Here is a 20,140-nt window from a genome sequence, read left to right as displayed (position 1 = left end):
ATCAATCGACCCGCGCCAGCACCGCGAGCTTGCGGATGCCCTTGTTGCGGTAGGCGTCGAGGAACGCGTAGTAGTCCTTGAACGACACGCAGCCGTTGGAGTCGCCGTTCGGCCCGAGCATGAAGGTGTGCGCGAGCAGGCCGTCGCGGCCGTAGATCGCGCTCTCGCCGCCGATCGGGGTCAGGCGCAGCGCCGGCACGCCGTGGAACAGCGCCTCGCGCGGCTTCAGCGTGTAGATGTGCGGCGGGGTCACGCCGCGCATGCGGACGCGCGAGGAACGGGGATCATCGAGATTGGAGCCGAGGCCGGAATGCGCCTCGAGCTTGGTGCCGTCGGGCAGATAAACCGTCTTGGCGGTGATGTCGTAGACCGCGGTGTCGCGCTCATAGGGCGCCGAACCGCCGAGCATGGGGTTCTGCTCCCTCGGCGCGATGGACGCGGTCACGCTGGCATCGGCCGAGGCATAGGCGAGCAGCCCGCCGGAGGACTCGCGCTTGCCCCAGAGCTTCTCGACCATCGACTGGCGCGGCCCGGTGATCGACATCACCGCGGCCTTGGCGCGGTCGGCGAATGATTTTGGCTTCGCCTCGGGCGCCGGCACGATCTCGGTCGGATCGGCCGAAGCCAGTTGCATCTGCGCATCCGGAGCGCGCTTGGCCTTGGCGGCATCGGCGATCTTTTCAGTGGCCTTGTCAGTGGCCTTGGCCGGGGCGGACGGCTTCAGCGCTTCGGCGACCTTCGCGATCACGCCCGGCTTCGCGGTGTCGGCGACCTTCGTCGCGGGAGCCTGAGCTACGGCACTCGCCGCATTGGATTCCACCCCTTGCGTCGCGGCCGCGGCAAAGCGCTCGTTGAACATCTCGCGCGAGATCGGCGCGGCGACCTGCAAGCGGTCCGGCAGGAGAGCGAAGGCTTCCTTGATGGCATCGCCCGCCTCGCGCAGCGCGACCTTGGGCGCGCGCTTGATCACGGGCTCGTCGTAACCGGCGCTGCCGACGGACGGGTAGACGCTGGCGGCGAAGATGTTGCTGTAGACGGTCCAGCCGGCGCCAAGCACGACGCAGCCGATCAAAGCGGCGCCAAGCACGTTTTTGGTGGTCATTTTCCGGGAAGGCTTCCGATGTGGATTCTTGCCAGGAATTTTGGACTTCCGTGCCGCGTTACTCTGCGCAGCGATACTCGTACTCATTCGCCTTGCGTCCAGGACGGTGTCACTCAGTCCCCCTTCGAAGTGCCGCTGCTGGTCAGGTTCCGGGAACAGCATCTCGCAGAGGGTCGGAGCGTCATTAAGGCGACTTTTAGTTAAATGCGGATTAAGTTCGGGCAGATATGGGGCAACTCGTTAATGCCGTCCCATTTCGAGAAAAAAGCCCGCAGAACTACGGACTTAGACGCTTCTGTTAACTATAATTCTCGGCTGGATCGGTGCGGTCAGCGGAGGTCTTTGACGGCCTCTCTAGGCGCATCCAACCAAGTCATTTTCGTGGTCTTCAATGCGGCCTGACCATAGCGGTGAAGCGTTGCGCGAGGCTGGTCGCGCTGGCCATCCCTCCGTCTTTCGGCGCACCGATGTCAGCGGAATGGCGGCAACGCCCACACACATCACACATCGCACTGAGCGCTCACGCAGCACGGCGCCGTGACCGAAAGTTGATCGCGCCGGTCTGGAAAAGGCCGCAGCGACGAAATAGCTGCCAGACCCGGGCACTTTTCAGCAGCCTCTGCGCGTGATACGGTACCGTATCAACATCGCCTTGAACTGTGCCACGCACGCAAACGGAGGCTGGCATGAGAGGGATCGCACGTGCCGGGTTTTTCGCCCTGGCGTGGTCGTCGTTGTTGACGGGATACGTGGCCGCGCAGCCCGCCAATGCGGGCTGCACGCCGTCGCCATCCGCCGCCGGCACGCAAACCTGGCGCTGCAACAACGGCATCACCATCGTTGCGGAAAACGGCGCCAGATTTGAACTTAAGGACGCCAACCGCGACGGACATATAGACTCCGTTGAGTTGAGCAGCAAAGCGCTGCTGGTCGAGGTTCCCAAAAAGCCCGGCGGCAATCCCTTCAAGGTGCTGACACCGCAGGCGATCGCCGCGGTGCGGGGCACCAAATGGGCCGTGGACGTCGCCGATGCAAAAACCTCGGTCTTCGTCGCCGACGGCCGTGTCGGCGTCAGCCGCAGGAGCCGCGGACGCGGCGTCGTTCTGGGCCCTGGCGAAGGCGTCGATGTCGAGGCAACCGGTCCATTGACCGTCAAGACATGGGGCCAGCCGCGCGTCGACGCGCTGATGGCAAGACTGGGTCAATAAGGCCCGGACGACAAAGCGAAGAAGATTGCAGTACGTAATGACTAGACGCGTTCAGATCCTGGTGGCACTCGTCCTCACCGCGCTGTGGGGTGCAGGCATCTATGCCGCTCACGCCAACGGCCATCTGCGCTTTCTCGACCACCTCGAAGCGACGCTGACCGACCTGCGGACGCAAATCCGCGGCGTGCAGGCTCCGCCCGATCTCGTCACCATCGTCGCGATCGACGACACCGTCGTCAAACGCGGCGGCAGCTATCCCCTGCCGCGCGCCGATCTCGCCCGGATCGTCGACACCATCGTGCAGTTCAAGCCGAAGGTCGTCGCGATCGACCTCCTGCTGGTCGACCGCAGCGCCGCGATCGGCGACGCCACGCTGGCCAACACGCTCGCCACCGGTCCCATGGTCCTCGCCGCCGCGGCGATCTTCCCGTCCGCCAGCGAGACCGTGGAGTCCAGCAGCCAGGGCCCCCTCGCCGTCCTGCCGCAAGCCGAGCGCTTCCTGCTGCCCTTGCCCGCATTTGCCGACCACGCCGAGGTTGGCGTCGTCAACGTCGCGACGGGACAGTCCGGCTCGCCGCTCTCGATACCGATGCTGTTCCGGACGCACGACAAGGTCGAGCTGTCGTTCCCCTTGCGGGTCGCGACCCGCGCGCTCGACAAGCCGCTGACGATCGCGCCGGATCATCTCATGCTCGGCGATCGCGCGGTGCCAACCGACACCGACTTCGCGCTGCCGATCACCTATTACGGCCCGCGCCGCACCATCCGCACCGTCAGCGCGCAGAGCATCTTCGACGGCACGCTCAGTCGCGCCGCCATCGAGAACCGCATCGTCGTGATCGGCGCCTCGGTCGCCGGCGGCGGTGATTTCTATCCGACGCCGTTCGATTCCCTCATGCCCGGCGTCGAGGTGATCTCGACCGCAATCACCCATCTCATCGCCGGCGACGGCATCGTGCGCGACCGCAAGGTGCATATCGCCGACGCGCTTGCCGCCATCCTGCTGCCGGTGCTGCTGGTGGGCTTGCTCGCCTGGCGGCGCAGCGCGCTCGGCATCATGGCGGCGGCGGCGGTGATGATCGCCTGGGCCGGGCTCAATCTGTTCGCGTTCACGCACGGGGTCTGGCTGAACGCCGCGACCACGCTTGCGGCCGCGGTTCCGCCCGTTGCGATCTTTGCCGGCGTGCAGCTATGGGCGGGAGGCCGCCGCACGCAGTATTTCGCCGCCAAGAGCAGGTCGCTTGCGCTCTTCCAGGCACCCGCCGTGCAGGAGTGGCTGGCGCGCGATCCGAACTTCCTGTCGAAGCCTGTCCGGCAGGACGCCGCCGTGGTCTTCATCGATCTCTCCGGCTTTACGGCGCTGAGCGAACGGACCGATCCGGACGCGCTCAGGGATCTCCTGAAGGCGTTTCACGCGTTGATCGACAAGGCGGCCGTCGATTGCGGCGGCATGGTCACCGGCTTTCTCGGCGACGGCGCCATGCTCCTGTTCGGACTGCCGCACGCCATGCCGGATGACGCGGCGCGTGCGCTGAAATGTTCGATCGACCTGCATCGCGGCGTCGAACGCTGGATCGCCTCGCTGCCCCCTGCGATCGGGGGTCAGCTCGGTTTCAAGATCGGCGCGCATTTCGGCCCGATCGTCGCCTCCCGTCTCGGCGAAAGCCACCAGCACATCACGGCGACCGGCGACACCGTCAACGTCGCAAGCCGGCTGATGGAGGTCGCCGCCCAGAACGATGCGCGGCTCGCGCTGACCGACACGCTGCTGGATGCCGCCGACTTCCACGGCACTCCCAACGGCGTCCTTACAGGCCCCCTGCTCACGCAGGTCCGCGGCCGCTCCGGCGTCGTGACCGTCTGGTTCTGGCGCGACCGGCACAGGCCCAGCCAGGCCACCGCCAAGGCCGAGATGATCGACTGAATAGCCACCGCTACCCGCCCAACACTTCGCCGGGACGACGGTGACTACCGCGCTTCCGGTGGCGGCGAGCGGTCCAGCACGTCGCCCTTGGCGCCTTCGAGCAGATCGATGCCGTAGGTCTCGATCACGAGCGGCCCGCGCTTGCGCTGCAATTGCGCAACCTGCGTCACCTGCGCAAAGAGATCGTTGACGGCGGGATGGCCGCCCTCACGCAGCTCATCGACATAGAGCAGCTTGCCGGCAAGCTGCTTTGGATCGGGCTCGGGCATGTTGACCCAGCGGATGCGCTGGTTCTGCTGCACCACGCAAGTGCCGCGCGGCAGATAGAAGGCGAGCCAGCCGGTGGTGCCGTAATCCGGCGCGAGCACGCATGTCGCACCGGTGCGGGCGCGCACGGCTTCGATCTCCGCGGCGAGTTCGCGCCAACCGACGCCGACGCTGCGCACGGTCGCGTCACGGCGATAGCCGGACAAGATGCCCGTGTTGGCTTGCACGATCAGGGCCGCAAACATCACGATGCCGGCGGGTGCAGCCCAGCGCAGGCAAAAATCGACAAGGCGCCGCGCACGCGGCTTCCACTGCACGAGGTTGGCGGCGGCCGCAGCCGCAATCACGAAGGGCGGGTAGACCGGCGCGAACCAGTTGGCCTCGACGCGCGCATGCAGCGAATGCCAGACGAAATAGGCGACAATGGTCCAGAACATCGTCTCGATCAGCACGCGCGAGGCCAGCGCGCCGGCCCGGCGCCAGGTCAGCGCGTGCAGCCCCATCGCACCGAGAATGAAGACCAGCGGGGTCGCGAACGCGATCTGGGTCGGGATCAGTTCGGCGATGAAGACGGGGCGGAAATCCTCGATCCTGGCGCGCCCGAGCTGCTTTGCGAACGAGACCCAATGATGATCCGCATTCCAGAGGATCACCGGCGAGAACAGCGCAAGGGCAACGAGGCCGCCGAGATAGGGCCAGGGCGAGAGGAACCAGCGCCTGAGCTTCGGCACGGCCGCGAGCCAGATCAGGATCGCCGGCCCGAAGAACATCGCGGTGTATTTCGACAGCAGCGCCGCACCGACGGCGGCACCGACCGCGAGCCACCAGACGCCGCGGCCGGTCTCCAGCACCTTGGCGAGGAAGAACAGCACGAAGCTGGAGGCGACCAGCAGCGGCGCATCGGGCGTGACGATCAGCGTGCCGACCGCGGCCAGCAGCGTCACGTTGAGCAGGATGGCACTGGTGGCCGCGACGCGGGCGCCCCCGAACAGGATCGCGGCCGAGCGATAGATCGCATAGCTCGTCGGCAGCGCGAGCAGGATCGAGACGAGGCGGACGCCGAGCTCGGTGTCGCCGGCGATCATGGTGCCGGCGCGGATGACATAGGCGACCATCGGCGGGTGGTCGTAATAGCCTCCGGCGAGGTTCTTCGACCACATCCAGTAGTAGGCTTCGTCGAAGGTGATCGGCGTGAAGGCGGCCGCGACGAGCCGCAGGGCCACCAGCGCGAGAATCACCAGCGCCGTGTTGCGGACAATCCGCGCGTCAGCCCCGCCCATACCGGTTTCCTTGGCGCGCTATTTCTTGCGCCAGACGAACAGTCCGGACATCGCGTAGTTCCACACCACGCCCATCAGGGCGCCGGCCAGGCCGGCCAGCCACCAGATCGGCTCCTGGTCGTAGACCGAGAAGGCGACGCCGACATTGGCGAGCAGGCCGACGCTGCACACGATGTAGAAAGCGATCAGGCCGCGCAGCAGCGCAAAGCCCTTCAGCCGCTGATCGCGATAGGTGAGGAAGTTGTTGAGGACGAAGTTGCTGGTCATGGCGACGACGGCGCCTGCCGCCTGCGCTTCCGCGAACGGCGCCTTGAACACGTGAAGCCCGATGAACAGCGTGGCCAGGTGCACCACGAGACCTATGCCGCCGACCATCGCGAACAGGATGAAGCGCAGCGAGAGGATGTCGTTGCTCAGCTTGGCCAGCACGAGGCCCAGGAAGTCGAGCGCGACCATGGAATCCAGCTTGCTCTCACCGTGCTGGCGGGCGCCGAAGGTGTAGGGAATCTCGACGGCCCGCAAGCTGCCATGCGCGGTCGCGACCAGGTCGAGCAGGATCTTGAAGCCATGCACCGAAAGTTTCGGCGCCAATTCCTCGAAACGATCGCGGCGGACCATGAAGAAGCCGCTCATGGGATCGGCGATCTCGACCCGCAGCATCTTCCTGGCGACCTCGGTCGCCAGCGCACTGGCGCCGGCGCGCTGCTTGTTGAAGCCTTCGCTCTTGTAGCCCTCGATGTAGCGGCTGCCGACCACCAGATCGGCCTCGTCGCTGGCGAGCAGCAGCAGCATCTTCGGCAGCTGCGTCTCGTCGTGCTGAAGGTCGGCGTCGATCACGGCGACAAAGGGTGCGCTGGAGGCCAGGATGCCTTCGATGCAGGCGCCGGACAGGCCGCGGCGGCCGATGCGGCGGACACAGCGCACGCGGCTGTCGCGCTGGGCCAGCGCGCGCACGACGTCCCAGGTGCCGTCGGGTGAATTGTCGTCGACGAACACGACCTCCCAGGCGACGCTGGCGAGCGTCGCCTCCAGGCGCCGGTAGAGCACCGTGACGTTGTCGCGCTCGTTGAAGGTCGGGACGATGACCGACAGTTCCGGCCCCTCTTGAGCCTGGGGCGGATTGTCGGGGCCCGGTCTGATCGCTTCATTCATGACGGCAGCGTATATCCGCCGCGTCCTGCGCTGCCAAGCCGGGGTTTCGAAGGGGAAGGGCCCAAATGGGCCCTAAAATGCCAACGACCCCGGAACGGCGGGCGCGCGTACATCCGGCGCAGCCTGAGCTATTCCAAGGTCGTCCCAGCAACGGAGATCGTAACTCAACGTTGCCGTTGACAACTAAGTGGGGACGGCAAAGCCGCTTTTCAAGGGGCAAAAGCACCCTTTTTCAGGCCGACGACTAGTTCGGGACTTCCTTGATCACCGGGCCGCGCGGCGCGGGCGCAGCGGGGGCTGCCGGCGCCATGGCCGCCGGGCCCGGATCGACCTTTGCCGGCTTGGGCGGCTTGCCGTACTGGCCGATCGGCCCGAGGACGACGGCGACCGCAAGCACGACCGCCGCGACGATCGCGCCCAAAATGCCACCCACCGACTCAGACGACATGGAAGCCCATCCCTGTTCCAGATGCGATCATTGATACCACGGATGAACGCGGAGCCGGAAGGGCCACGGGACCGCGACCGCTGTCGACCTATTTCTGCGGCGGCCTATGCTTGATGAAAGCCGTCACGATGTCCTTCTGCGCCGACTCCACCGCCCTGTTCGCGGTCGCGAGATGGGCGCCGGAATCGATGTTCGGATATTGCGTGGTGAGATAGTCGAGCAATGCCACCCGGTAATATTGCCGCTCCGACGGACAGGCGCCCGCAACCGAACGGCCAAAATCCTGTTCCGACAGGCCCTGATTGCTGTCGCGCGAATATTCCCGCGCCAGGCAATGCCAGTAATCGTCGCGGCCCTGCATGGCGAGCTTCTGCGCGCCCTTGGCGTCGTCGTCATCCGCCATGGCAGAATATGTGATGGCAGCAGATGTCATCATCATGAGCGCCGCCCCCAGCATCAGCATCCGCATCTTGTTCTCCTTCTGCGCAGATGATCTTGTCGGAAGCTTAGACGGGCCGCGGCAACTGGCCAATCACAACTCGTTTGACTAGGATGCCGGCCTCCCCTCCACGTCGATGCGAGATCCTTCCGTGGCCAAAACAAAAACCGTGTCCAAAAAATCCGGCAATATCTTCATCGGCGTCGGCGGCTGGACATTCGAGCCATGGCGCGGCGTGTTCTATCCGGAGAAGCTGACGCAGGCGAAGGAGCTGTCCTACGCGGCCTCGAAGCTGACCTCGATCGAGATCAACGGCACCTATTACGGCTCGCAGAAGCCGGAGAGCTTTCGCAAATGGGCGAGCGAGGTGCCTGAAGGTTTCGTGTTCTCGGTGAAGGGGCCGCGCTTCGCCACCAATCGCCGCGTGCTGGCCGAAGCCGGCGATTCCATCAAGCGCTTCTATGATTCCGGCGTGCTGGAACTCGGCGACCATCTCGGGCCGGTGCTGTGGCAGTTCGCGCCGACCAAGAAGTTCGACGGCGCCGATTTCGGCAAGTTCCTGGAGCTGCTGCCGCGCAAGCTCGACGGGCGCGCGCTGCGCCACGTGGTCGAGGTCCGCCACGACAGTTTCTGCACGCCCGACTTCGTCGCGCTGATCCGCGAATTCGAGACGCCGGTGGTGTTCGCCGAGCACGGCAAATATCCCGCCATCGCCGACGTTGCCGGCGATTTCGTCTACGCGCGGCTGCAGAAGGGCAATGACGAGATCAAGACCTGCTATCCGCCGAAGCAGCTCGATGCCTGGGCCCAGCGCTTCAAGGACTGGGCCGAAGGAAGCGAACCGGACGATCTGCCGAAGGTCGACAAGGCAAAGCCGAAGAAGGAGCCGCGCGACGTGTTCGCCTACGTCATCCACGAAGGCAAGGTGCGCGCACCGCACGGCGCCATGGAACTGATCGCGCGGGTGAGTTGAGGATTGTTCATGGCAAAGGCGAAGAAGCTCTTCACCATCGGCTATGAGCAGACGCCGCCCAAGGCCGTGCTCGACGAGTTGGAGCACGCCGGCGTCAAGCTCGTGGTCGACGTGCGCGCGGTGACGTCGTCGCGCCGGCCGGGTTTTTCCAAGAAGCAGTTGTCCGCCGGGCTCGACGAGCGCGGCATCGCCTATGTCCATCTCGCCGCGCTCGGCACGCCGAAGGAGGGGCGCCTTGCCGCGCGCAGCGGCCAGTACGACGTGCTGGAGAGGATCTATTCAAGGCACCTGAAGACGCCGCAGGCGAAGGAAGAGATGGACGAGCTCTCGGCCCTGGTGAAGAAGGCCGGCCCCGTCTGCCTGCTCTGCTACGAGCGCGACCACACCCACTGCCACCGCCAGATGATCGCGGAGATCATCGAGGAGCGTGATGGGGTGACGGTGAAGAATTTGGCGGGGCGGCAGATTTAGCTGCGCTGTCATTCCGGGGCGCGAAAAAGTCGCGAGCCCGGAATCCATCGGGCCGCAGAGCTAGTGGAGGAATGGATTCCGGGTTCGCGCTGCGCGCGCCCCGGAATGACGGGTTGATGGACCTACCCCTCCCCCACCAGCCTAAACGTCCCCTCCATCATCTGCACGCAGCTGCCGCCGACATGGGCGGAGACAATCTTGCCGTCCTGCTTGCGCACGCGCGTCAGGAGCAGGCTCGGACGGCCCATGTCGAAACCCTGGCCGATGGTGAGCTTCAACTCGCCATCGCGCGCGGGATCGAGATCGGCGAACAGCGCGGCGGCGGCGACCGTGGCGCTGCCGGTGGCGGGGTCCTCGATCAGGCCGCTGGCGCCGGGGAAGAACATCCGCGCCTGCCGCTCGCATGGCGCTTCCGCCGCCGGCACGTCGCGCGTGTAGAAATAGACCGAGAAGGCGCCATCGCGCGGCAACATCCGGCTGAACGCCGCAGCATCAGGCTTGGCCCGCCGCACAGCCTCACGCGACCCCACTTCCGCCACCACGAAGGGCGTTCCAACGCCGACGACCTGCGGGGCATGGCGATCGATCTTGATATCCTCCGCGGTCAGGGAGATGCAGGCCGCGACCTCTTCGGCGGAACATGTCGCGAGGCGGGCCAGCGGCTGCGGCGCGGTCAGCTCGGTGCTGACCACCCTGCCCTGCTCCCGTACGATCTCGACCGGCACGAGCCCCGCCTTCTCCTCGAACAGCAGGCGCGGCTTGGGCTCCCTTGCGATCGTCGCCAGCACGAAGGCGGTGCCGACATTGGGGTGACCGGCAAAGGGCAGCTCCCGCACCGGCGTGAAGATGCGCACCTCCGCATCGTTCGCCTTGTCGCGCGGCGGCAGCACGAAGGTCGTCTCGGAATAGTTGAACTCGGTCGCGATCGCCTGCATCTGCGTCGTCGACAAGCCGCCGGCATCGAGCACCACGGCGAGCTGGTTGCCGCCGAAGGCGCGGTCGGTGAACACGTCGACGGTGATGTAGCGGCGCTGCATCTTTGCTTTCCTCATGCAAATCGCAGCCGCGGGTCGGCTGCATCGCCGGCAGTCTACAAGCCGGCGACATCGTCCGTCATGCCCCAAAATTCGGAGCAATCGGAGCAATCGCGACAGGACGCTTCAGAAGCGGAAGAGTGGTCGCGGCGACACCAGCACTTGCGCGCGCTCGCTCTGATCAGTGATCAGCGTATCGAGAAACTGCCGGTTCTTTTCGTAACCCTGCGACGCCTCGTACTGCGTGTGCGGCCAGTCGCTGCCCCACAACAGGCGGTCGAGGCCGTAAGCGTTGCGCAGCAGCGGATAGGCTTGCTTCGCAAAGCTCTCGCCGGCCGCGCCATTGCGATACGGCGCCGAGATCTTGACCCAGACGTTCCGCGTCGCGCCGAGCTTCAGCACCGACTGAAAGCCGGGATCGGCGACACCGAGCTTTGGATCGGGCAGCGCGTAGTGATCGAGCACGACTGCAACGCCGAGATCCAGAAGCTGCGGCGCAAGCGCGGCGAGATCGGCCGCGTTGCGCTGGATTTCGACCTGCCAGCCCATCACTTTCACGCTCGCGAGCAACGCCTTCCATTCGCCGGCAGCGAGATCGGGCAAAGGCTGGCCGACGAGATTGAGGCGAATGCCGACGATTCCAGCGCGATCGAGCATGCGCAGCTCGTCCGCGCTAACAGCGGGATCGACGACGGCGATGCCGCGCAGGCGGCCGCCCGCCTCTTTCAGACATGCAACCAGATAGGAATTGTCGGTGCCGAGAAAGCTCGGCTGCACCAGCACGCCATTGGACATGCCGTTGCGGTCGAGCTGCTCCAGATAGAGCGACAGCGGCGCGTCGTAGTCCGGCGCATAGCGCCGGCCCGGTGCGAGCTTGAGGGCGCGGTGGAAGACATGGGCGTGGGTATCGATCGTCGGCAAGGCCGCCTCACTGCTGGCTGTGGTCGCGGCCAGCGTCACGAGCGAGCCGAGGCCCGCGCCAAACTGGCGGCGCGTCAGGCCGCGCTGGGACAATGTCATGGTGGCTCCTCCCCATCCCGCGTCAGGCGCGCGTCGCGGCGGTCTGTTCAAAGACCTTGCCGCGGGTTTCGGGCAGCAGCAGCACCGCGATCAGCACCAGCGAATAGGCGAAGGCCGCATCGATGCCGATCGCAGGTCCAAGCCCGATATGATCGCTGAGGAAGCCGACCAGGAACGGGAACGCGGCGGAGACGATCCGGCCGAAATTGTAGCAGAAGCCGACGCCGGTACCGCGCACGCCGGCCGGATAGAGCTCGCTGAACAGCGCCGCCATGCTGGCGGGGATGCCGGCGGAGAAGAAGCCGAGCGGGAAGCCGAGCACCAGCATCTGCCCATCGGTCAGCGGCGCGAAGATGTAGATCAGCACGGTGACGATGCAGGCGCTGGCGAAGAACGCGACATTGACCCGGCGACCGATGCGGTCGCTGATGATGCCGCTCGCCACGCAGCCGCAGAAGAAGGCGACGATGATGACGGCGAGATAGCCGCTGGAGCCCAGCACCGACAGATGCCGCACTTCGCGCAAGTAAGTCGGCAGGAAGGTGGTGAGCGCCGCGTAGCCGCCATGGGCGCCGATGCCGAACAGTCCGCCGATCAGCGTCGCGCGCAGCACATCGCGATGGAAGATGCCCGAGAGCGTCGCGAAGAACGGCGTCTTTTCGCTGGCGATGGCGCGCGGCGGCTCCTTCAATCCGCGGCGGATGAAGATGATGAGGAGCGCGGGCAACAGCCCGAGCGCGAACAGCAGCCGCCAGGCGATCTCAGTGGGTGCATAGGTGAAGACCAGCGCCGACAGCAGCACGGCTGCGCCCCAGCCCACGGCCCAGGCGCTCTGCACCGAGCCGAGCGCCTTGCCGCGATGTTCGGGGCGGATGATCTCGGCCATCAGCACCGCGCCGCAGGCCCATTCGGCGCCGAAGCCGAGGCCCTGGACCGCTTTCAGGATCAGGAGCTGGGTGTAGGTCATCGCGAATGCGCAGGCGAAGGTCGCGAGTGCGAAGGTCGCAACCGTGATCTGAAGCGCCTTGACGCGGCCGAAGCGGTCGCCGAGCGCACCGCCGAGCCAGCCGCCGAACGCGCCGAAGAACAGCGTGACCGAGCCGAGCAGGCCGGCATCGGCCTTGCTGATGCCGAACGCCGCGATCAGCGCGGGGATGGCAAGGCCGAACATCTGGACGTCGAGCGCATCCAGCGCCCAGCCGCCAAAGCTTGCCCAGAACGTGCGCCGCTCCAGCGGCGAGCTTTCGCTGTACCAGTTCGACATTTTTCCTACCCCTGTACTCGTTTATTGCTTGGTGTCGTTGAAGAGCCGCTTCACCTGATCTCGGCGTGGTAGCGGAAGCGGTTGGCCGGCCCGCGCGAACGGCGCCATTCGATCGGCCGCCGTTCGAGGTCGAGCGCGAGACGCTCGATGACAATCAGAGGCGCATGCGCCTCGAGCCGCAGCAGGCGTGCCTGCATCTCGTTGGCGGTCTCGACCGTCAGGATTTCCTCGGCGGAGACCACGACCTCGCCGCAGCGCTCCTCGTAGAGCGGATACAGGAGGTCGCCGAACTCGGCGGTGTCGATGTCGAGGATCGGCGCGAAGCGCGATTGCTGCAGCCAGATCTCTTCGGCGAGCAGCGGGACGTCGTCGATCAGGCGCAGGCGCGACAGGCTGATCACGGGCTCGCCGACCGGGATGCGGAGTGCGGATGCGACCGCCGATGTCGCCGGCACGCTCTTGCGCCGGATGATGCGGCTCTTCGGCACGCGCCGCTCGCCGCTCTCCGACTGGAAGCGAAAGAAGCGGAACAGCGAGGAGTTGAAGCGCGCGCGGCGCACGAAGGTGCCGCGGCCCTGCTGGCGCTCCAGCACGGCATCCGCGACGAGCTGGTCGATCGCCTTGCGCACGGTGCCGATGGCAACGCCGTAATGCGCAGCCAACTCGGCTTCCGACGGGATCGGCTCGCCCGGCCGCCATTCATTGCGGTTGATCCGCGCGGCGAGGTCGTCGCGCAGGCGCTGGTAGCGTGGCAGGCGGTCGTCGAGCGGCGCTGAATTCATATAGTCATATAGATGACTATATGACGAAGGAGTCAAGCACTACGAAAATACCGCCTACGGGAGGGGCGTCGCGGATGACGCGAAGCCGGGCTGGCGGACTTCACCAGCCCGGGTTCGTCTGCTGTGATCGTCAGTTCATCGTCGTCGTATTGGGCAGGCAAGGCGGTTGCTTGTAGGGCGCAGAGGCATAGGCGCCCACCGCCGGAGCCCTGACGCAGTCCGTCGTCACGTGGGTTGCGGCGCGCAGAGGAGCGGCGTCGCGAGCGGCAGCGGCCTGGGTTTGGTAGACGGCGGCGGCGATCAGGACGGCAGCAACAACGGGCAATCTGGTCATTGGTTTTCTCCGCATGACAAACGGAAACCGATGTTTCGGCTTCCAGAGTGCAGGAACGGAGAACGCGGCGCGATATTTCATCACGCGCCTTCAACGAAACGCGAGCGGTCTACCCGAGCTGAAACACCGCCACCTTCTGCTCGTAGCCGCGCACCTCGACTTCGCCGAGCGCGACAGCATCCTCGCCGTCATCGCCGAGCGCCTCGCGCACGGACGCCGAGATCAGCAGCTGCGAGCCGAACTCCTTGTTCAGCGCCTCCAGCCGCGAGGCAAAGTTCACGGTGTCGCCGATCACCGTGTACTCCTTGCGCCGGGGCGAACCGATATTGCCGGCGACGACCTCGCCGAAATGGATGCCGATGCCGATCCGCAGCGGCCAGCTCGTCTCCGCGTTAATGCGGTCCATCGCGGCCAGCATCTCGCGGCCCGCGGCGACCGCGCGGTGCGCGGCGTCGGAGGCCTCCAGCGGCGCGCCGAACAGCGCGAGGAAGCCGTCGCCGAGAAACTTGTTCACGATGCCGCCCTGGCGGTCGAGGATGTCGACCAGCACCGCGAAGGCGCCATCGAGCCGGTCGACCACCTCCTGCGGGGTGCGCGACTGCGCCCCGGCGGTGAAGCCGCGGAAATCGACGAACATCACCGCGACGCGGCGGAGGTCGCCGGCCGCGCTCGTCCCCTCCGCCATCAGCCGCTCCACCACCTGCGGCGAGACGTGCTGGCCGAACAGATTGGTGACCCGGTCGCGCGCGGTGGCAGCCGCAATGCTCGCGGCGAATTGCCGCCGCAGCTGCGCACCGACGGAGCCGGCGAGCACGCCGCAGACAAGAATGACCGTGCTGCGCACGGCGTGGAAGTAGATCAGGGGTTCACCGGCCTCGCTCGCCGAGTTGTAATATAGCGCGACGGCCAGGAGTTCGGCTGCGGCCACAAATCCCGTGAAGGTTGACAGCCAGAAGTCGAGCCGCAGCGTCGAAAGAATGATGAAGATGAAATAGACCAGCGGCAGCACGAAACCGAGCGCCTGGCTCGCACCCATGCTGCGGATCTGCAGGATCAGGATGATCGTCGGCAGCGACGTTTCGATAAAGGCGCCGACGTAGCGCCTGATCACCGGCAGGTCGCGATCGAGCTTGAGGTTTCGCCTGATCTGGCTGTGGATCCAGACTTCGAAGAGGATGAAACCTCCCAAGAGGATGTATTCGCGGACGAGGCCCTCCGTCCCGCGCCAGACCCGGTTCACCAGAGCGGGGTCGATCAGGAAGGTTGAGGTGAGGAACAAGATCATGACGCAGCCGGTGATGATCAGTGTCCGCACCCGCAACAGCTCGGTGCGCAGCACTTCCCGCGTCAGCTCGCGCTCGAAGTCCTCCGACAAGGCGGCGTGTTGCCGCGCTTTCCTGCTCGCAAACTTGACCATTCCATCCCCCAGTCATTCCGGGGCACGCTAGCGTGAACCCGGAATCTCGAGATTCCGGGTTCGCACGTCGTACGCCCCGGAATGACTCACAAGGACTAGTTTGCCTCAATCTAGCGTACGGCGGAAGCGCGTCACGGCGATGGTCATGGCGATCAGCATCAGGGCCGCCAGCGCCAGCGCGTCGAACCGCAGATTCTGCATGCTCGCCCCCTTCAGCATAATGGCGCGGACGATGCGCAAATAATGGGTCAGCGGCAAGGCCTCGCCGACATATTGCGCCCAGGCCGGCATGCCGGCGAACGGGAACATGAAGCCGGACAGCAGAATGCTCGGCAGGAAGAACATCATCGACATCTGCATGGCCTGGAGCTGGTTCTGCACGACGGTCGAGATCGTGTAGCCGATCGACAGGTTGGTGGTGATGAACAGCGTCGAGAGCAGCGCGAGCAGGAACAGATTGCCAAGCACGGGCACGCCGAACAGGCCGACGCCGATGCTGATGATCAGGAAGGCCTGGACGAAGCCGACCAGTACGTAAGGGATGATCTTGCCGAACATCACCTCGACCGGCTTGATCGGCATCGACAGCAGACTCTCCATGGTGCCGCGCTCGACCTCGCGCGTGACCGAGAGCGCGGTGAAGATCAGCATGGTCATGGTGAGGATGGTGCCGACGAGACCCGGCACGATGTTGAGGCTCGACGCTGCGGCCGGATTGTAGCGCGCATGCGCCCGGATCTCGAACGGCATCTCCGGGGGATTGCCGATATAGAGATCGTGCTTGAGCGCGGTCTGCACGACCATGCCGAGCGAGCCGATCGCCGAGCTCGCCGCGACCGGATCGGTGGCGTCGGCCGCGACCAGCAGCGCCGGCTTGTCGCCGCGCCGCACCGCCCGTTCGAATCCGCGCGGGATCTCGACGCCGAACAGGACCTTGCCCGATTTCAGCAGATTGTCGAAATCGTCGACGTCGTGCACCTCGTAGATGAAACGGAAATAGGCGGTGTTCTCCAGCGCCTTCAGGATCGAGCGGGTGAGATCGGAGTCCTCCTGGAGCAGCACGGCGCTCGGCAGATGGTGCGGCGTGGTGTTGATGGCATAGCCGAACAGCATGAGCTGCATCACCGGCAGCATCACGATCATCGCGAACGAGACGCGATCGCGCCTCAGCTGGATGAACTCCTTGATCAGCATCGCATAGGAGCGTCGCAGGAAGCCGAAGCGCTCGCGGATTTCGCGTGCGGGAGCCGGATGATCGACGGTGCTCATTGGAAATTGTCCTTGGAGCGGCTCATCAGTTCGATGAACACGTCTTCGAGCGAAGGATGCGAGCTCTGCCAGTGCAGGCCGCTCTTCTCGCGCCACGGCGCGATGCTGGCTTCGAGCGCGGCGACGTCGCGCCCCGAGACGTGCAACGAGGTGCCGAACGGTGCCACCATGTCGATTCCGGGCTTGCCGGTGAGCTCGGCGGTGATCCCGTTCAAATCCTCACCCGTCACGGTGTAGGTCGTCAGCGCGGATTTCGCGATCACCTCCTCCACCGTGCCGTGCGCGAGCAGATGGCCGTAGGCGATGTAGGCGATCTCGTGGCAGCGCTCGGCTTCGTCCATGTAGTGGGTGGACACCAGCACGGTGAGGCCGTCGGCGGCGAGCGCGTGGATCTCGTTCCAGAAATCGCGCCGCGCCTTGGGGTCGACGCCGGCGGTCGGCTCGTCCAGCAGCAGCAATTGCGGATTGGGCAGCGTGCAGGCACCTAACGCCAGCCGCTGCTTCCAGCCGCCGGAGAGTTCGCCAGCGAGCTGCTCCTCGCGCCCCGAGAGCCCGAGCCGCTTGATCATGTCGCGCGCCGCGTCGCGTGGATCGACAAGGCCATAGAGCCGTGCCACGAATTCGAGGTTCTCGCGCACCGAGAGGTCCTGGTACAGGCTGAAGCGCTGGGTCATGTAGCCGACCTGGCGCTTGATCTTTTCGGCATCGCGCCGGATGTCGTAGCCGAGGCACGTCCCCTCGCCGCTGTCGGGCGTGAGCAGGCCGCAGAGGATGCGGATGGTGGTGGTCTTGCCCGAGCCGTTGGGACCGAGGAAGCCGTAGATCGAGCCGCGCTTCACCTGCATCGACAGATCGTGCACGACCTCGCGGCCGCCGAACGACTTCGTCAGGCCCTTGACGTCGATTGCGATCTCGTTGCCGCCGTTCATCGCTTGTCCGCCACCGGGGTTTTTGGATTGAGATAGACGTCGATCGGCTGCCCGACGCGCAAGGCATCGGGGCGCGAGGGCCGCGCCTGGATCAGGTAGACGAGCTTGTTGCGCTCATCGAGGCTGTAGATCACCGGCGGGGTGTATTCGGCCGAGGTCGCGATGAAATAGATCTTTGCGGTCAGGTCGGCCGCGCAATTGTCGCAGCCGATCCGCACCGTGTCGCCGATCGCAAGCTTGGGCAGCTCGGTCTCCGGCACGAAGAAGCGCAGCTTCATGTTGCCGGGCGGCATGATCGAGAGCACCGGCCGCTGCGCCGCCACCATCTCACCCTCGCGGAAATAAATCTGCTGGATGGTGCCGGCGACCGGCGCAAAGCCCCTGCGCCGCGCCATCCGCGTCTCCGATGTCGCCACCCGCGCTTCCGCCACGCGCAGGGCGGAGACGGCGGAATCGAGATTGGCCTGCGTGCCCGAACCGGTCTTGTTCAGCGAGGCCGCACGGTCATAGGTCTGCTGCGCGTTGGCCAGCGTCGCCTTGTTCTGGTTGAGATCGGCAAGCTGGAGATCGTCGTCGACGGAATAGAGGGCGTCGCCGACCTTGACCTCGTCACCCTCGCGGATGTTCAGCTTCGTCACGCGGCCGGCTTCGTCCGGGCTGACGAAGATCATGTCGGCCTCGACCCAGCCCTGGAAGCCGGGATCGCGCTTCTCCTTGCAAGCCGCCAGCGCGGTTGCGAGCAGGACGGCCAATGCAAATCTGAAAATTACTTGCGACGACCTCATGTCGTCCTCCGTTCGCCAAAAATCAAATCGAGATGGACGCGCAGCATGTCCCGCGCATCGAGCGGCGCGTGGCGCTCAAACAGGCTTTGCCAGATCACCGCGATCATCGCAGGCGCGATCAGGATCTGCGGATAGCGCGCAAGGTCCTTCTCGCGGATCTCGCCGCGGGCGATGCCAAGCTCGATCAGCGCGCGCATGGCGGCAACGCCGCGCGAGACCACCTCGCGGTAGTAGAAATCGGCGACCGAGGGAAAGCGCGGCCCCTCCGCCACGATCAGGCGCACGAGATCGCCGCGCCTGGTGCCGATCACCTCCTTGAGGAAGTTGCCGGCGAAGGCTTCGATGAGGTCGCGCACCGAGCCCACCGGCGGCGGCAACGTCGTCAGCCGCGCCACCACAGGCACGATCACGACGCGCACCAGCTCCTCGAACATCGATTCCTTGTCCTTGAAGTGCAGGTAGATCGTGCCCTTGGCGACGCCGGCACGTCTGGCGATGTCGTCGAGCCGCGTCGCGGCAAAGCCGCGCGCAATGAACTCCTCCATCGCCGCCTCCACGATCGCCGCACGCCGCTCCGCCGCGCGGGTGGCACGGTTCGAGGCGGGCGCGGCTTCGAGCATTTGGCTCCCAGCCTGGGCTGCAGATGCCGCGGCTGCTTTGGTGGGCTTCTTCGTCATAGTCAATTTATGACTGACTAGTCAGTCATAGTCAATTGTTGATGCCAGCCAGAGCGCGGCCGAATTAAATTAGCATTGACTAATGAATTAGCTCTCACTAATTTATCGCCATGATCGAAGCCGCCCCAAACCCCGTCACCACCGTGATGCGCGCCCTCGCCGATCCGACCCGCCGCGCCGTGTTCGAACGCGTCTTCGAGAGCAAGGAGATCAGCGTCGCCGAGCTGACGCGCGGCAGTGGCGTGACGCAAGGCGCGATCTCGCAACACCTGAAGTCGCTGAAGCAGGCCGGCCTCGTGGCCGAGCGCGCGGAGGGCCGCAACGTCTACTACCGCGCCGCGCCGCAAGGACTCGAGCCGCTGGTGACCTGGATGGATCATTACGGCGTCTTCTGGCGCGAGCGCTTCCAGAACCTGCGTGACCTCTTGAAGGAGATCGATCCGTGAGTGCTGCCGAGTTGAAAGCCGAGACCAAAGACATCGTCATCGACGAGGTGTTCCCTCACGTTGCGGAGACGATCTGGAAGGCGTTGACCAGCGCCCAGCTGATCGCGCGCTGGCTGATGCCGCCGACCGGTTTTGAAGCCGTCGAAGGCAAGGCCTTCACGTTCCAGACCACTCCGGGCGGCAACTGGGACGGCGTCATCCATTGCCGGGTTCTGGAGGTCGTGCCGAACCGGCGCCTTGTCTACGCCTGGAAGGGCGGCGATGAGCGCAACACCGGCTACGGCGCGCCGCTCGACACGGTCGTGACGTGGTCCCTCACCCCGGTCGAAGCCGGCACGCGGATCCGCCTGGTTCATGCCGGCTTCGTCCTGCCCAGAAACGAGTCGGCCTACACGGTGATGAGTGGCGGCTGGAAGAAGGTCGTCCGCCAGCTTGACGAGATCAGTGGCGAGTAAGGAGTTATCGCGATGGACAAGCCCTATACAGGTGGCTGCGCCTGCGGCGCGATCCGCTATTCGATTCTGGGGGAGCCCCTGTTCAGCAATCACTGCCAGTGCCGGGACTGCCAGCGGGAAAGCGGCAGCGGCCACGGCTCCTACGCGACCTTCGCGCGCGCCGGCGTCACCGTAACCGGCGAGGCGAAGCACTGGGACATGGTCGGCGACAGCGGCAACGTGAAGACGCGCGGCTTCTGCGCCCGGTGCGGCTTGCCGGTTTACCTGACCTTTGCGGCAATGCCCGACATCTTCACCATCCGCGCCGCAAGCCTCGACGAGCCCGCCCGCTACAAGCCGCAGGTGGTGACTTACGCCGCGCGCGGCCATCAATGGGATCGTCTCGATCCGGACTTGCCGAAGTTCGAAGGCATGCCGCCGGGGTAGGCAGCGAGAGAGCGACATCCCTTTGATACGAAAAGCAT

22 protein-coding genes are annotated in these 20,140 nt (G+C 65.5%); 7 read left to right on the top strand and 15 right to left on the bottom strand.

Annotated elements, in window-relative coordinates:
* Window position 1: 1 nt before the first annotated feature.
* Window positions 2-1,102 carry a DUF2778 domain-containing protein gene (locus tag AB5K84_RS18080; protein ID WP_162603620.1) on the bottom strand — a complete coding sequence of 367 codons (1,101 nt, stop codon included), beginning with the start codon at window positions 1,100-1,102 and terminating at the stop codon, window positions 2-4.
* 686 nt (window positions 1,103-1,788) lie between these two features.
* Between AB5K84_RS18080 and AB5K84_RS18075 the strand changes: the two genes are divergently transcribed.
* Together AB5K84_RS18075 and AB5K84_RS18070 are read left to right on the top strand one after the other, a co-directional pair.
* On the top strand, window positions 1,789-2,310 hold the full coding sequence (locus tag AB5K84_RS18075) for a FecR domain-containing protein (protein WP_028175444.1): 522 nt from the start codon (window positions 1,789-1,791) through the stop codon (window positions 2,308-2,310).
* Window positions 2,311-2,347: 37 nt separating this feature from the next.
* Window positions 2,348-4,234: a CHASE2 domain-containing protein gene (locus AB5K84_RS18070; RefSeq protein ID WP_110116499.1), complete on the top strand. Its 1,887-nt coding sequence runs from the start codon at window positions 2,348-2,350 to the stop codon at window positions 4,232-4,234.
* 44 nt (window positions 4,235-4,278) lie between these two features.
* On the opposite strand, the gene AB5K84_RS18065 is transcribed toward AB5K84_RS18070, so the two are convergent.
* The 4 genes from AB5K84_RS18065 to AB5K84_RS18050 form a co-directional block, all read right to left on the bottom strand.
* Entirely contained in the window at window positions 4,279-5,781 is a 1,503-nt protein-coding gene (locus tag AB5K84_RS18065) for a glycosyltransferase family 39 protein (protein WP_110116500.1), read from the bottom strand.
* A gap of 18 nt (window positions 5,782-5,799) precedes the next feature.
* On the bottom strand, window positions 5,800-6,933 hold the full coding sequence (locus AB5K84_RS18060; RefSeq protein ID WP_028175447.1) for a glycosyltransferase: 1,134 nt from the start codon (window positions 6,931-6,933) through the stop codon (window positions 5,800-5,802).
* 244 nt (window positions 6,934-7,177) lie between these two features.
* On the bottom strand, window positions 7,178-7,381 hold the full coding sequence (locus tag AB5K84_RS18055) for a hypothetical protein (RefSeq protein ID WP_110116501.1): 204 nt from the start codon (window positions 7,379-7,381) through the stop codon (window positions 7,178-7,180).
* 88 nt (window positions 7,382-7,469) lie between these two features.
* The gene (locus AB5K84_RS18050; protein WP_011088386.1) at window positions 7,470-7,850 is read right to left on the bottom strand and encodes a hypothetical protein; all 381 of its coding nucleotides are present in this window, start codon (window positions 7,848-7,850) and stop codon (window positions 7,470-7,472) included.
* 106 nt (window positions 7,851-7,956) lie between these two features.
* Here AB5K84_RS18050 and AB5K84_RS18045 point away from each other — a divergent pair, with 106 nt between their 5' ends.
* Together AB5K84_RS18045 and AB5K84_RS18040 are read left to right on the top strand one after the other, a co-directional pair.
* On the top strand, window positions 7,957-8,793 hold the full coding sequence (locus tag AB5K84_RS18045; protein ID WP_011088387.1) for a DUF72 domain-containing protein: 837 nt from the start codon (window positions 7,957-7,959) through the stop codon (window positions 8,791-8,793).
* A 9-nt stretch (window positions 8,794-8,802) separates the two neighbouring features.
* Complete coding sequence (locus AB5K84_RS18040; protein WP_110116502.1) at window positions 8,803-9,264, top strand: DUF488 domain-containing protein; 462 nt, start codon at window positions 8,803-8,805, stop codon at window positions 9,262-9,264.
* Between the two features lie 122 nt (window positions 9,265-9,386).
* Here AB5K84_RS18040 and AB5K84_RS18035 read toward each other — a convergent pair whose 3' ends face one another.
* The 10 genes from AB5K84_RS18035 to AB5K84_RS17990 all read right to left on the bottom strand — a co-directional run bounded on the left by AB5K84_RS18035 (window position 9,387) and on the right by AB5K84_RS17990 (window position 18,775).
* The gene (locus tag AB5K84_RS18035; RefSeq protein WP_161534394.1) at window positions 9,387-10,301 is read right to left on the bottom strand and encodes a PhzF family phenazine biosynthesis protein; all 915 of its coding nucleotides are present in this window, start codon (window positions 10,299-10,301) and stop codon (window positions 9,387-9,389) included.
* 123 nt (window positions 10,302-10,424) lie between these two features.
* Window positions 10,425-11,318, bottom strand: a complete 894-nt coding sequence (locus AB5K84_RS18030) for an amidohydrolase family protein (protein ID WP_110116503.1) — start codon at window positions 11,316-11,318, stop codon at window positions 10,425-10,427.
* Window positions 11,319-11,340: 22 nt separating this feature from the next.
* Window positions 11,341-12,582, bottom strand: a complete 1,242-nt coding sequence (locus tag AB5K84_RS18025; protein ID WP_110116504.1) for an MFS transporter — start codon at window positions 12,580-12,582, stop codon at window positions 11,341-11,343.
* A gap of 50 nt (window positions 12,583-12,632) precedes the next feature.
* Entirely contained in the window at window positions 12,633-13,364 is a 732-nt protein-coding gene (locus AB5K84_RS18020) for a GntR family transcriptional regulator (RefSeq protein WP_011088392.1), read from the bottom strand.
* A gap of 130 nt (window positions 13,365-13,494) precedes the next feature.
* Window positions 13,495-13,779 carry a hypothetical protein gene (locus AB5K84_RS18015; protein ID WP_342714412.1) on the bottom strand — a complete coding sequence of 95 codons (285 nt, stop codon included), beginning with the start codon at window positions 13,777-13,779 and terminating at the stop codon, window positions 13,495-13,497.
* 28 nt (window positions 13,780-13,807) lie between these two features.
* On the bottom strand, window positions 13,808-15,115 hold the full coding sequence (locus tag AB5K84_RS18010; RefSeq protein ID WP_011088393.1) for an adenylate/guanylate cyclase domain-containing protein: 1,308 nt from the start codon (window positions 15,113-15,115) through the stop codon (window positions 13,808-13,810).
* A 105-nt stretch (window positions 15,116-15,220) separates the two neighbouring features.
* Window positions 15,221-16,384 (bottom strand): ABC transporter permease, encoded by a 1,164-nt coding sequence (locus tag AB5K84_RS18005; RefSeq protein WP_028173420.1) that lies wholly within the window; start codon window positions 16,382-16,384, stop codon window positions 15,221-15,223.
* Window positions 16,381-17,313, bottom strand: a complete 933-nt coding sequence (locus AB5K84_RS18000; protein WP_110116506.1) for an ABC transporter ATP-binding protein — start codon at window positions 17,311-17,313, stop codon at window positions 16,381-16,383. The genes AB5K84_RS18005 and AB5K84_RS18000 overlap by 4 nt, the downstream gene beginning before the upstream one ends.
* Window positions 17,310-18,098 carry an HlyD family secretion protein gene (locus AB5K84_RS17995; protein WP_011088396.1) on the bottom strand — a complete coding sequence of 263 codons (789 nt, stop codon included), beginning with the start codon at window positions 18,096-18,098 and terminating at the stop codon, window positions 17,310-17,312. The genes AB5K84_RS18000 and AB5K84_RS17995 overlap by 4 nt, the downstream gene beginning before the upstream one ends.
* Window positions 18,095-18,775: a TetR/AcrR family transcriptional regulator gene (locus tag AB5K84_RS17990; RefSeq protein WP_011088397.1), complete on the bottom strand. Its 681-nt coding sequence runs from the start codon at window positions 18,773-18,775 to the stop codon at window positions 18,095-18,097. The genes AB5K84_RS17995 and AB5K84_RS17990 overlap by 4 nt, the downstream gene beginning before the upstream one ends.
* Before the next feature lie 110 nt (window positions 18,776-18,885).
* On the opposite strand from AB5K84_RS17990, the gene AB5K84_RS17985 reads away from it, so the two are divergent.
* Genes AB5K84_RS17985 through AB5K84_RS17975 form a run of 3 tightly spaced genes read left to right on the top strand, consistent with a single transcriptional unit; the run spans window position 18,886 to window position 20,102 of the window.
* Window positions 18,886-19,221: an ArsR/SmtB family transcription factor gene (locus tag AB5K84_RS17985; protein WP_011088398.1), complete on the top strand. Its 336-nt coding sequence runs from the start codon at window positions 18,886-18,888 to the stop codon at window positions 19,219-19,221.
* Window positions 19,218-19,676: an SRPBCC family protein gene (locus tag AB5K84_RS17980; protein WP_011088399.1), complete on the top strand. Its 459-nt coding sequence runs from the start codon at window positions 19,218-19,220 to the stop codon at window positions 19,674-19,676. Before AB5K84_RS17985 ends, AB5K84_RS17980 begins: the two co-directional genes overlap by 4 nt.
* A gap of 12 nt (window positions 19,677-19,688) precedes the next feature.
* The gene (locus AB5K84_RS17975; protein WP_011088400.1) at window positions 19,689-20,102 is read left to right on the top strand and encodes a GFA family protein; all 414 of its coding nucleotides are present in this window, start codon (window positions 19,689-19,691) and stop codon (window positions 20,100-20,102) included.
* The last annotated feature ends 38 nt before the right edge of the window (window positions 20,103-20,140 follow it).

The sequence above is a fragment of the Bradyrhizobium sp. 1200_D9_N1_1 genome, from assembly GCF_052075915.1.
GTDB classification, from domain to species: Bacteria; Pseudomonadota; Alphaproteobacteria; order Rhizobiales; family Xanthobacteraceae; genus Bradyrhizobium; species Bradyrhizobium diazoefficiens.
This window is presented reverse-complemented; position numbering and strand designations above follow the sequence as displayed.

What these genes read in the sequence shown, in the direction of transcription:
- AB5K84_RS18080 (WP_162603620.1), bottom strand. Translation starts at nt 1,102, where the DNA reads ATGACCACCAAAAACGTGCTTGGCGCCGCTTTGATCGGCTGCGTCGTG.
- AB5K84_RS18075 (WP_028175444.1), top strand. Translation starts at nt 1,789, where the DNA reads ATGAGAGGGATCGCACGTGCCGGGTTTTTCGCCCTGGCGTGGTCGTCG.
- AB5K84_RS18070 (WP_110116499.1), top strand. Translation starts at nt 2,348, where the DNA reads ATGACTAGACGCGTTCAGATCCTGGTGGCACTCGTCCTCACCGCGCTG.
- AB5K84_RS18065 (WP_110116500.1), bottom strand. Translation starts at nt 5,781, where the DNA reads ATGGGCGGGGCTGACGCGCGGATTGTCCGCAACACGGCGCTGGTGATT.
- AB5K84_RS18060 (WP_028175447.1), bottom strand. Translation starts at nt 6,933, where the DNA reads ATGAATGAAGCGATCAGACCGGGCCCCGACAATCCGCCCCAGGCTCAA.
- AB5K84_RS18055 (WP_110116501.1), bottom strand. Translation starts at nt 7,381, where the DNA reads ATGTCGTCTGAGTCGGTGGGTGGCATTTTGGGCGCGATCGTCGCGGCG.
- AB5K84_RS18050 (WP_011088386.1), bottom strand. Translation starts at nt 7,850, where the DNA reads ATGCGGATGCTGATGCTGGGGGCGGCGCTCATGATGATGACATCTGCT.
- AB5K84_RS18045 (WP_011088387.1), top strand. Translation starts at nt 7,957, where the DNA reads ATGCGAGATCCTTCCGTGGCCAAAACAAAAACCGTGTCCAAAAAATCC.
- AB5K84_RS18040 (WP_110116502.1), top strand. Translation starts at nt 8,803, where the DNA reads ATGGCAAAGGCGAAGAAGCTCTTCACCATCGGCTATGAGCAGACGCCG.
- AB5K84_RS18035 (WP_161534394.1), bottom strand. Translation starts at nt 10,301, where the DNA reads ATGCAGCGCCGCTACATCACCGTCGACGTGTTCACCGACCGCGCCTTC.
- AB5K84_RS18030 (WP_110116503.1), bottom strand. Translation starts at nt 11,318, where the DNA reads ATGACATTGTCCCAGCGCGGCCTGACGCGCCGCCAGTTTGGCGCGGGC.
- AB5K84_RS18025 (WP_110116504.1), bottom strand. Translation starts at nt 12,582, where the DNA reads ATGTCGAACTGGTACAGCGAAAGCTCGCCGCTGGAGCGGCGCACGTTC.
- AB5K84_RS18020 (WP_011088392.1), bottom strand. Translation starts at nt 13,364, where the DNA reads ATGAATTCAGCGCCGCTCGACGACCGCCTGCCACGCTACCAGCGCCTG.
- AB5K84_RS18015 (WP_342714412.1), bottom strand. Translation starts at nt 13,779, where the DNA reads ATGAAATATCGCGCCGCGTTCTCCGTTCCTGCACTCTGGAAGCCGAAA.
- AB5K84_RS18010 (WP_011088393.1), bottom strand. Translation starts at nt 15,115, where the DNA reads ATGGTCAAGTTTGCGAGCAGGAAAGCGCGGCAACACGCCGCCTTGTCG.
- AB5K84_RS18005 (WP_028173420.1), bottom strand. Translation starts at nt 16,384, where the DNA reads ATGAGCACCGTCGATCATCCGGCTCCCGCACGCGAAATCCGCGAGCGC.
- AB5K84_RS18000 (WP_110116506.1), bottom strand. Translation starts at nt 17,313, where the DNA reads ATGAACGGCGGCAACGAGATCGCAATCGACGTCAAGGGCCTGACGAAG.
- AB5K84_RS17995 (WP_011088396.1), bottom strand. Translation starts at nt 18,098, where the DNA reads ATGAGGTCGTCGCAAGTAATTTTCAGATTTGCATTGGCCGTCCTGCTC.
- AB5K84_RS17990 (WP_011088397.1), bottom strand. Translation starts at nt 18,775, where the DNA reads ATGACGAAGAAGCCCACCAAAGCAGCCGCGGCATCTGCAGCCCAGGCT.
- AB5K84_RS17985 (WP_011088398.1), top strand. Translation starts at nt 18,886, where the DNA reads ATGATCGAAGCCGCCCCAAACCCCGTCACCACCGTGATGCGCGCCCTC.
- AB5K84_RS17975 (WP_011088400.1), top strand. Translation starts at nt 19,689, where the DNA reads ATGGACAAGCCCTATACAGGTGGCTGCGCCTGCGGCGCGATCCGCTAT.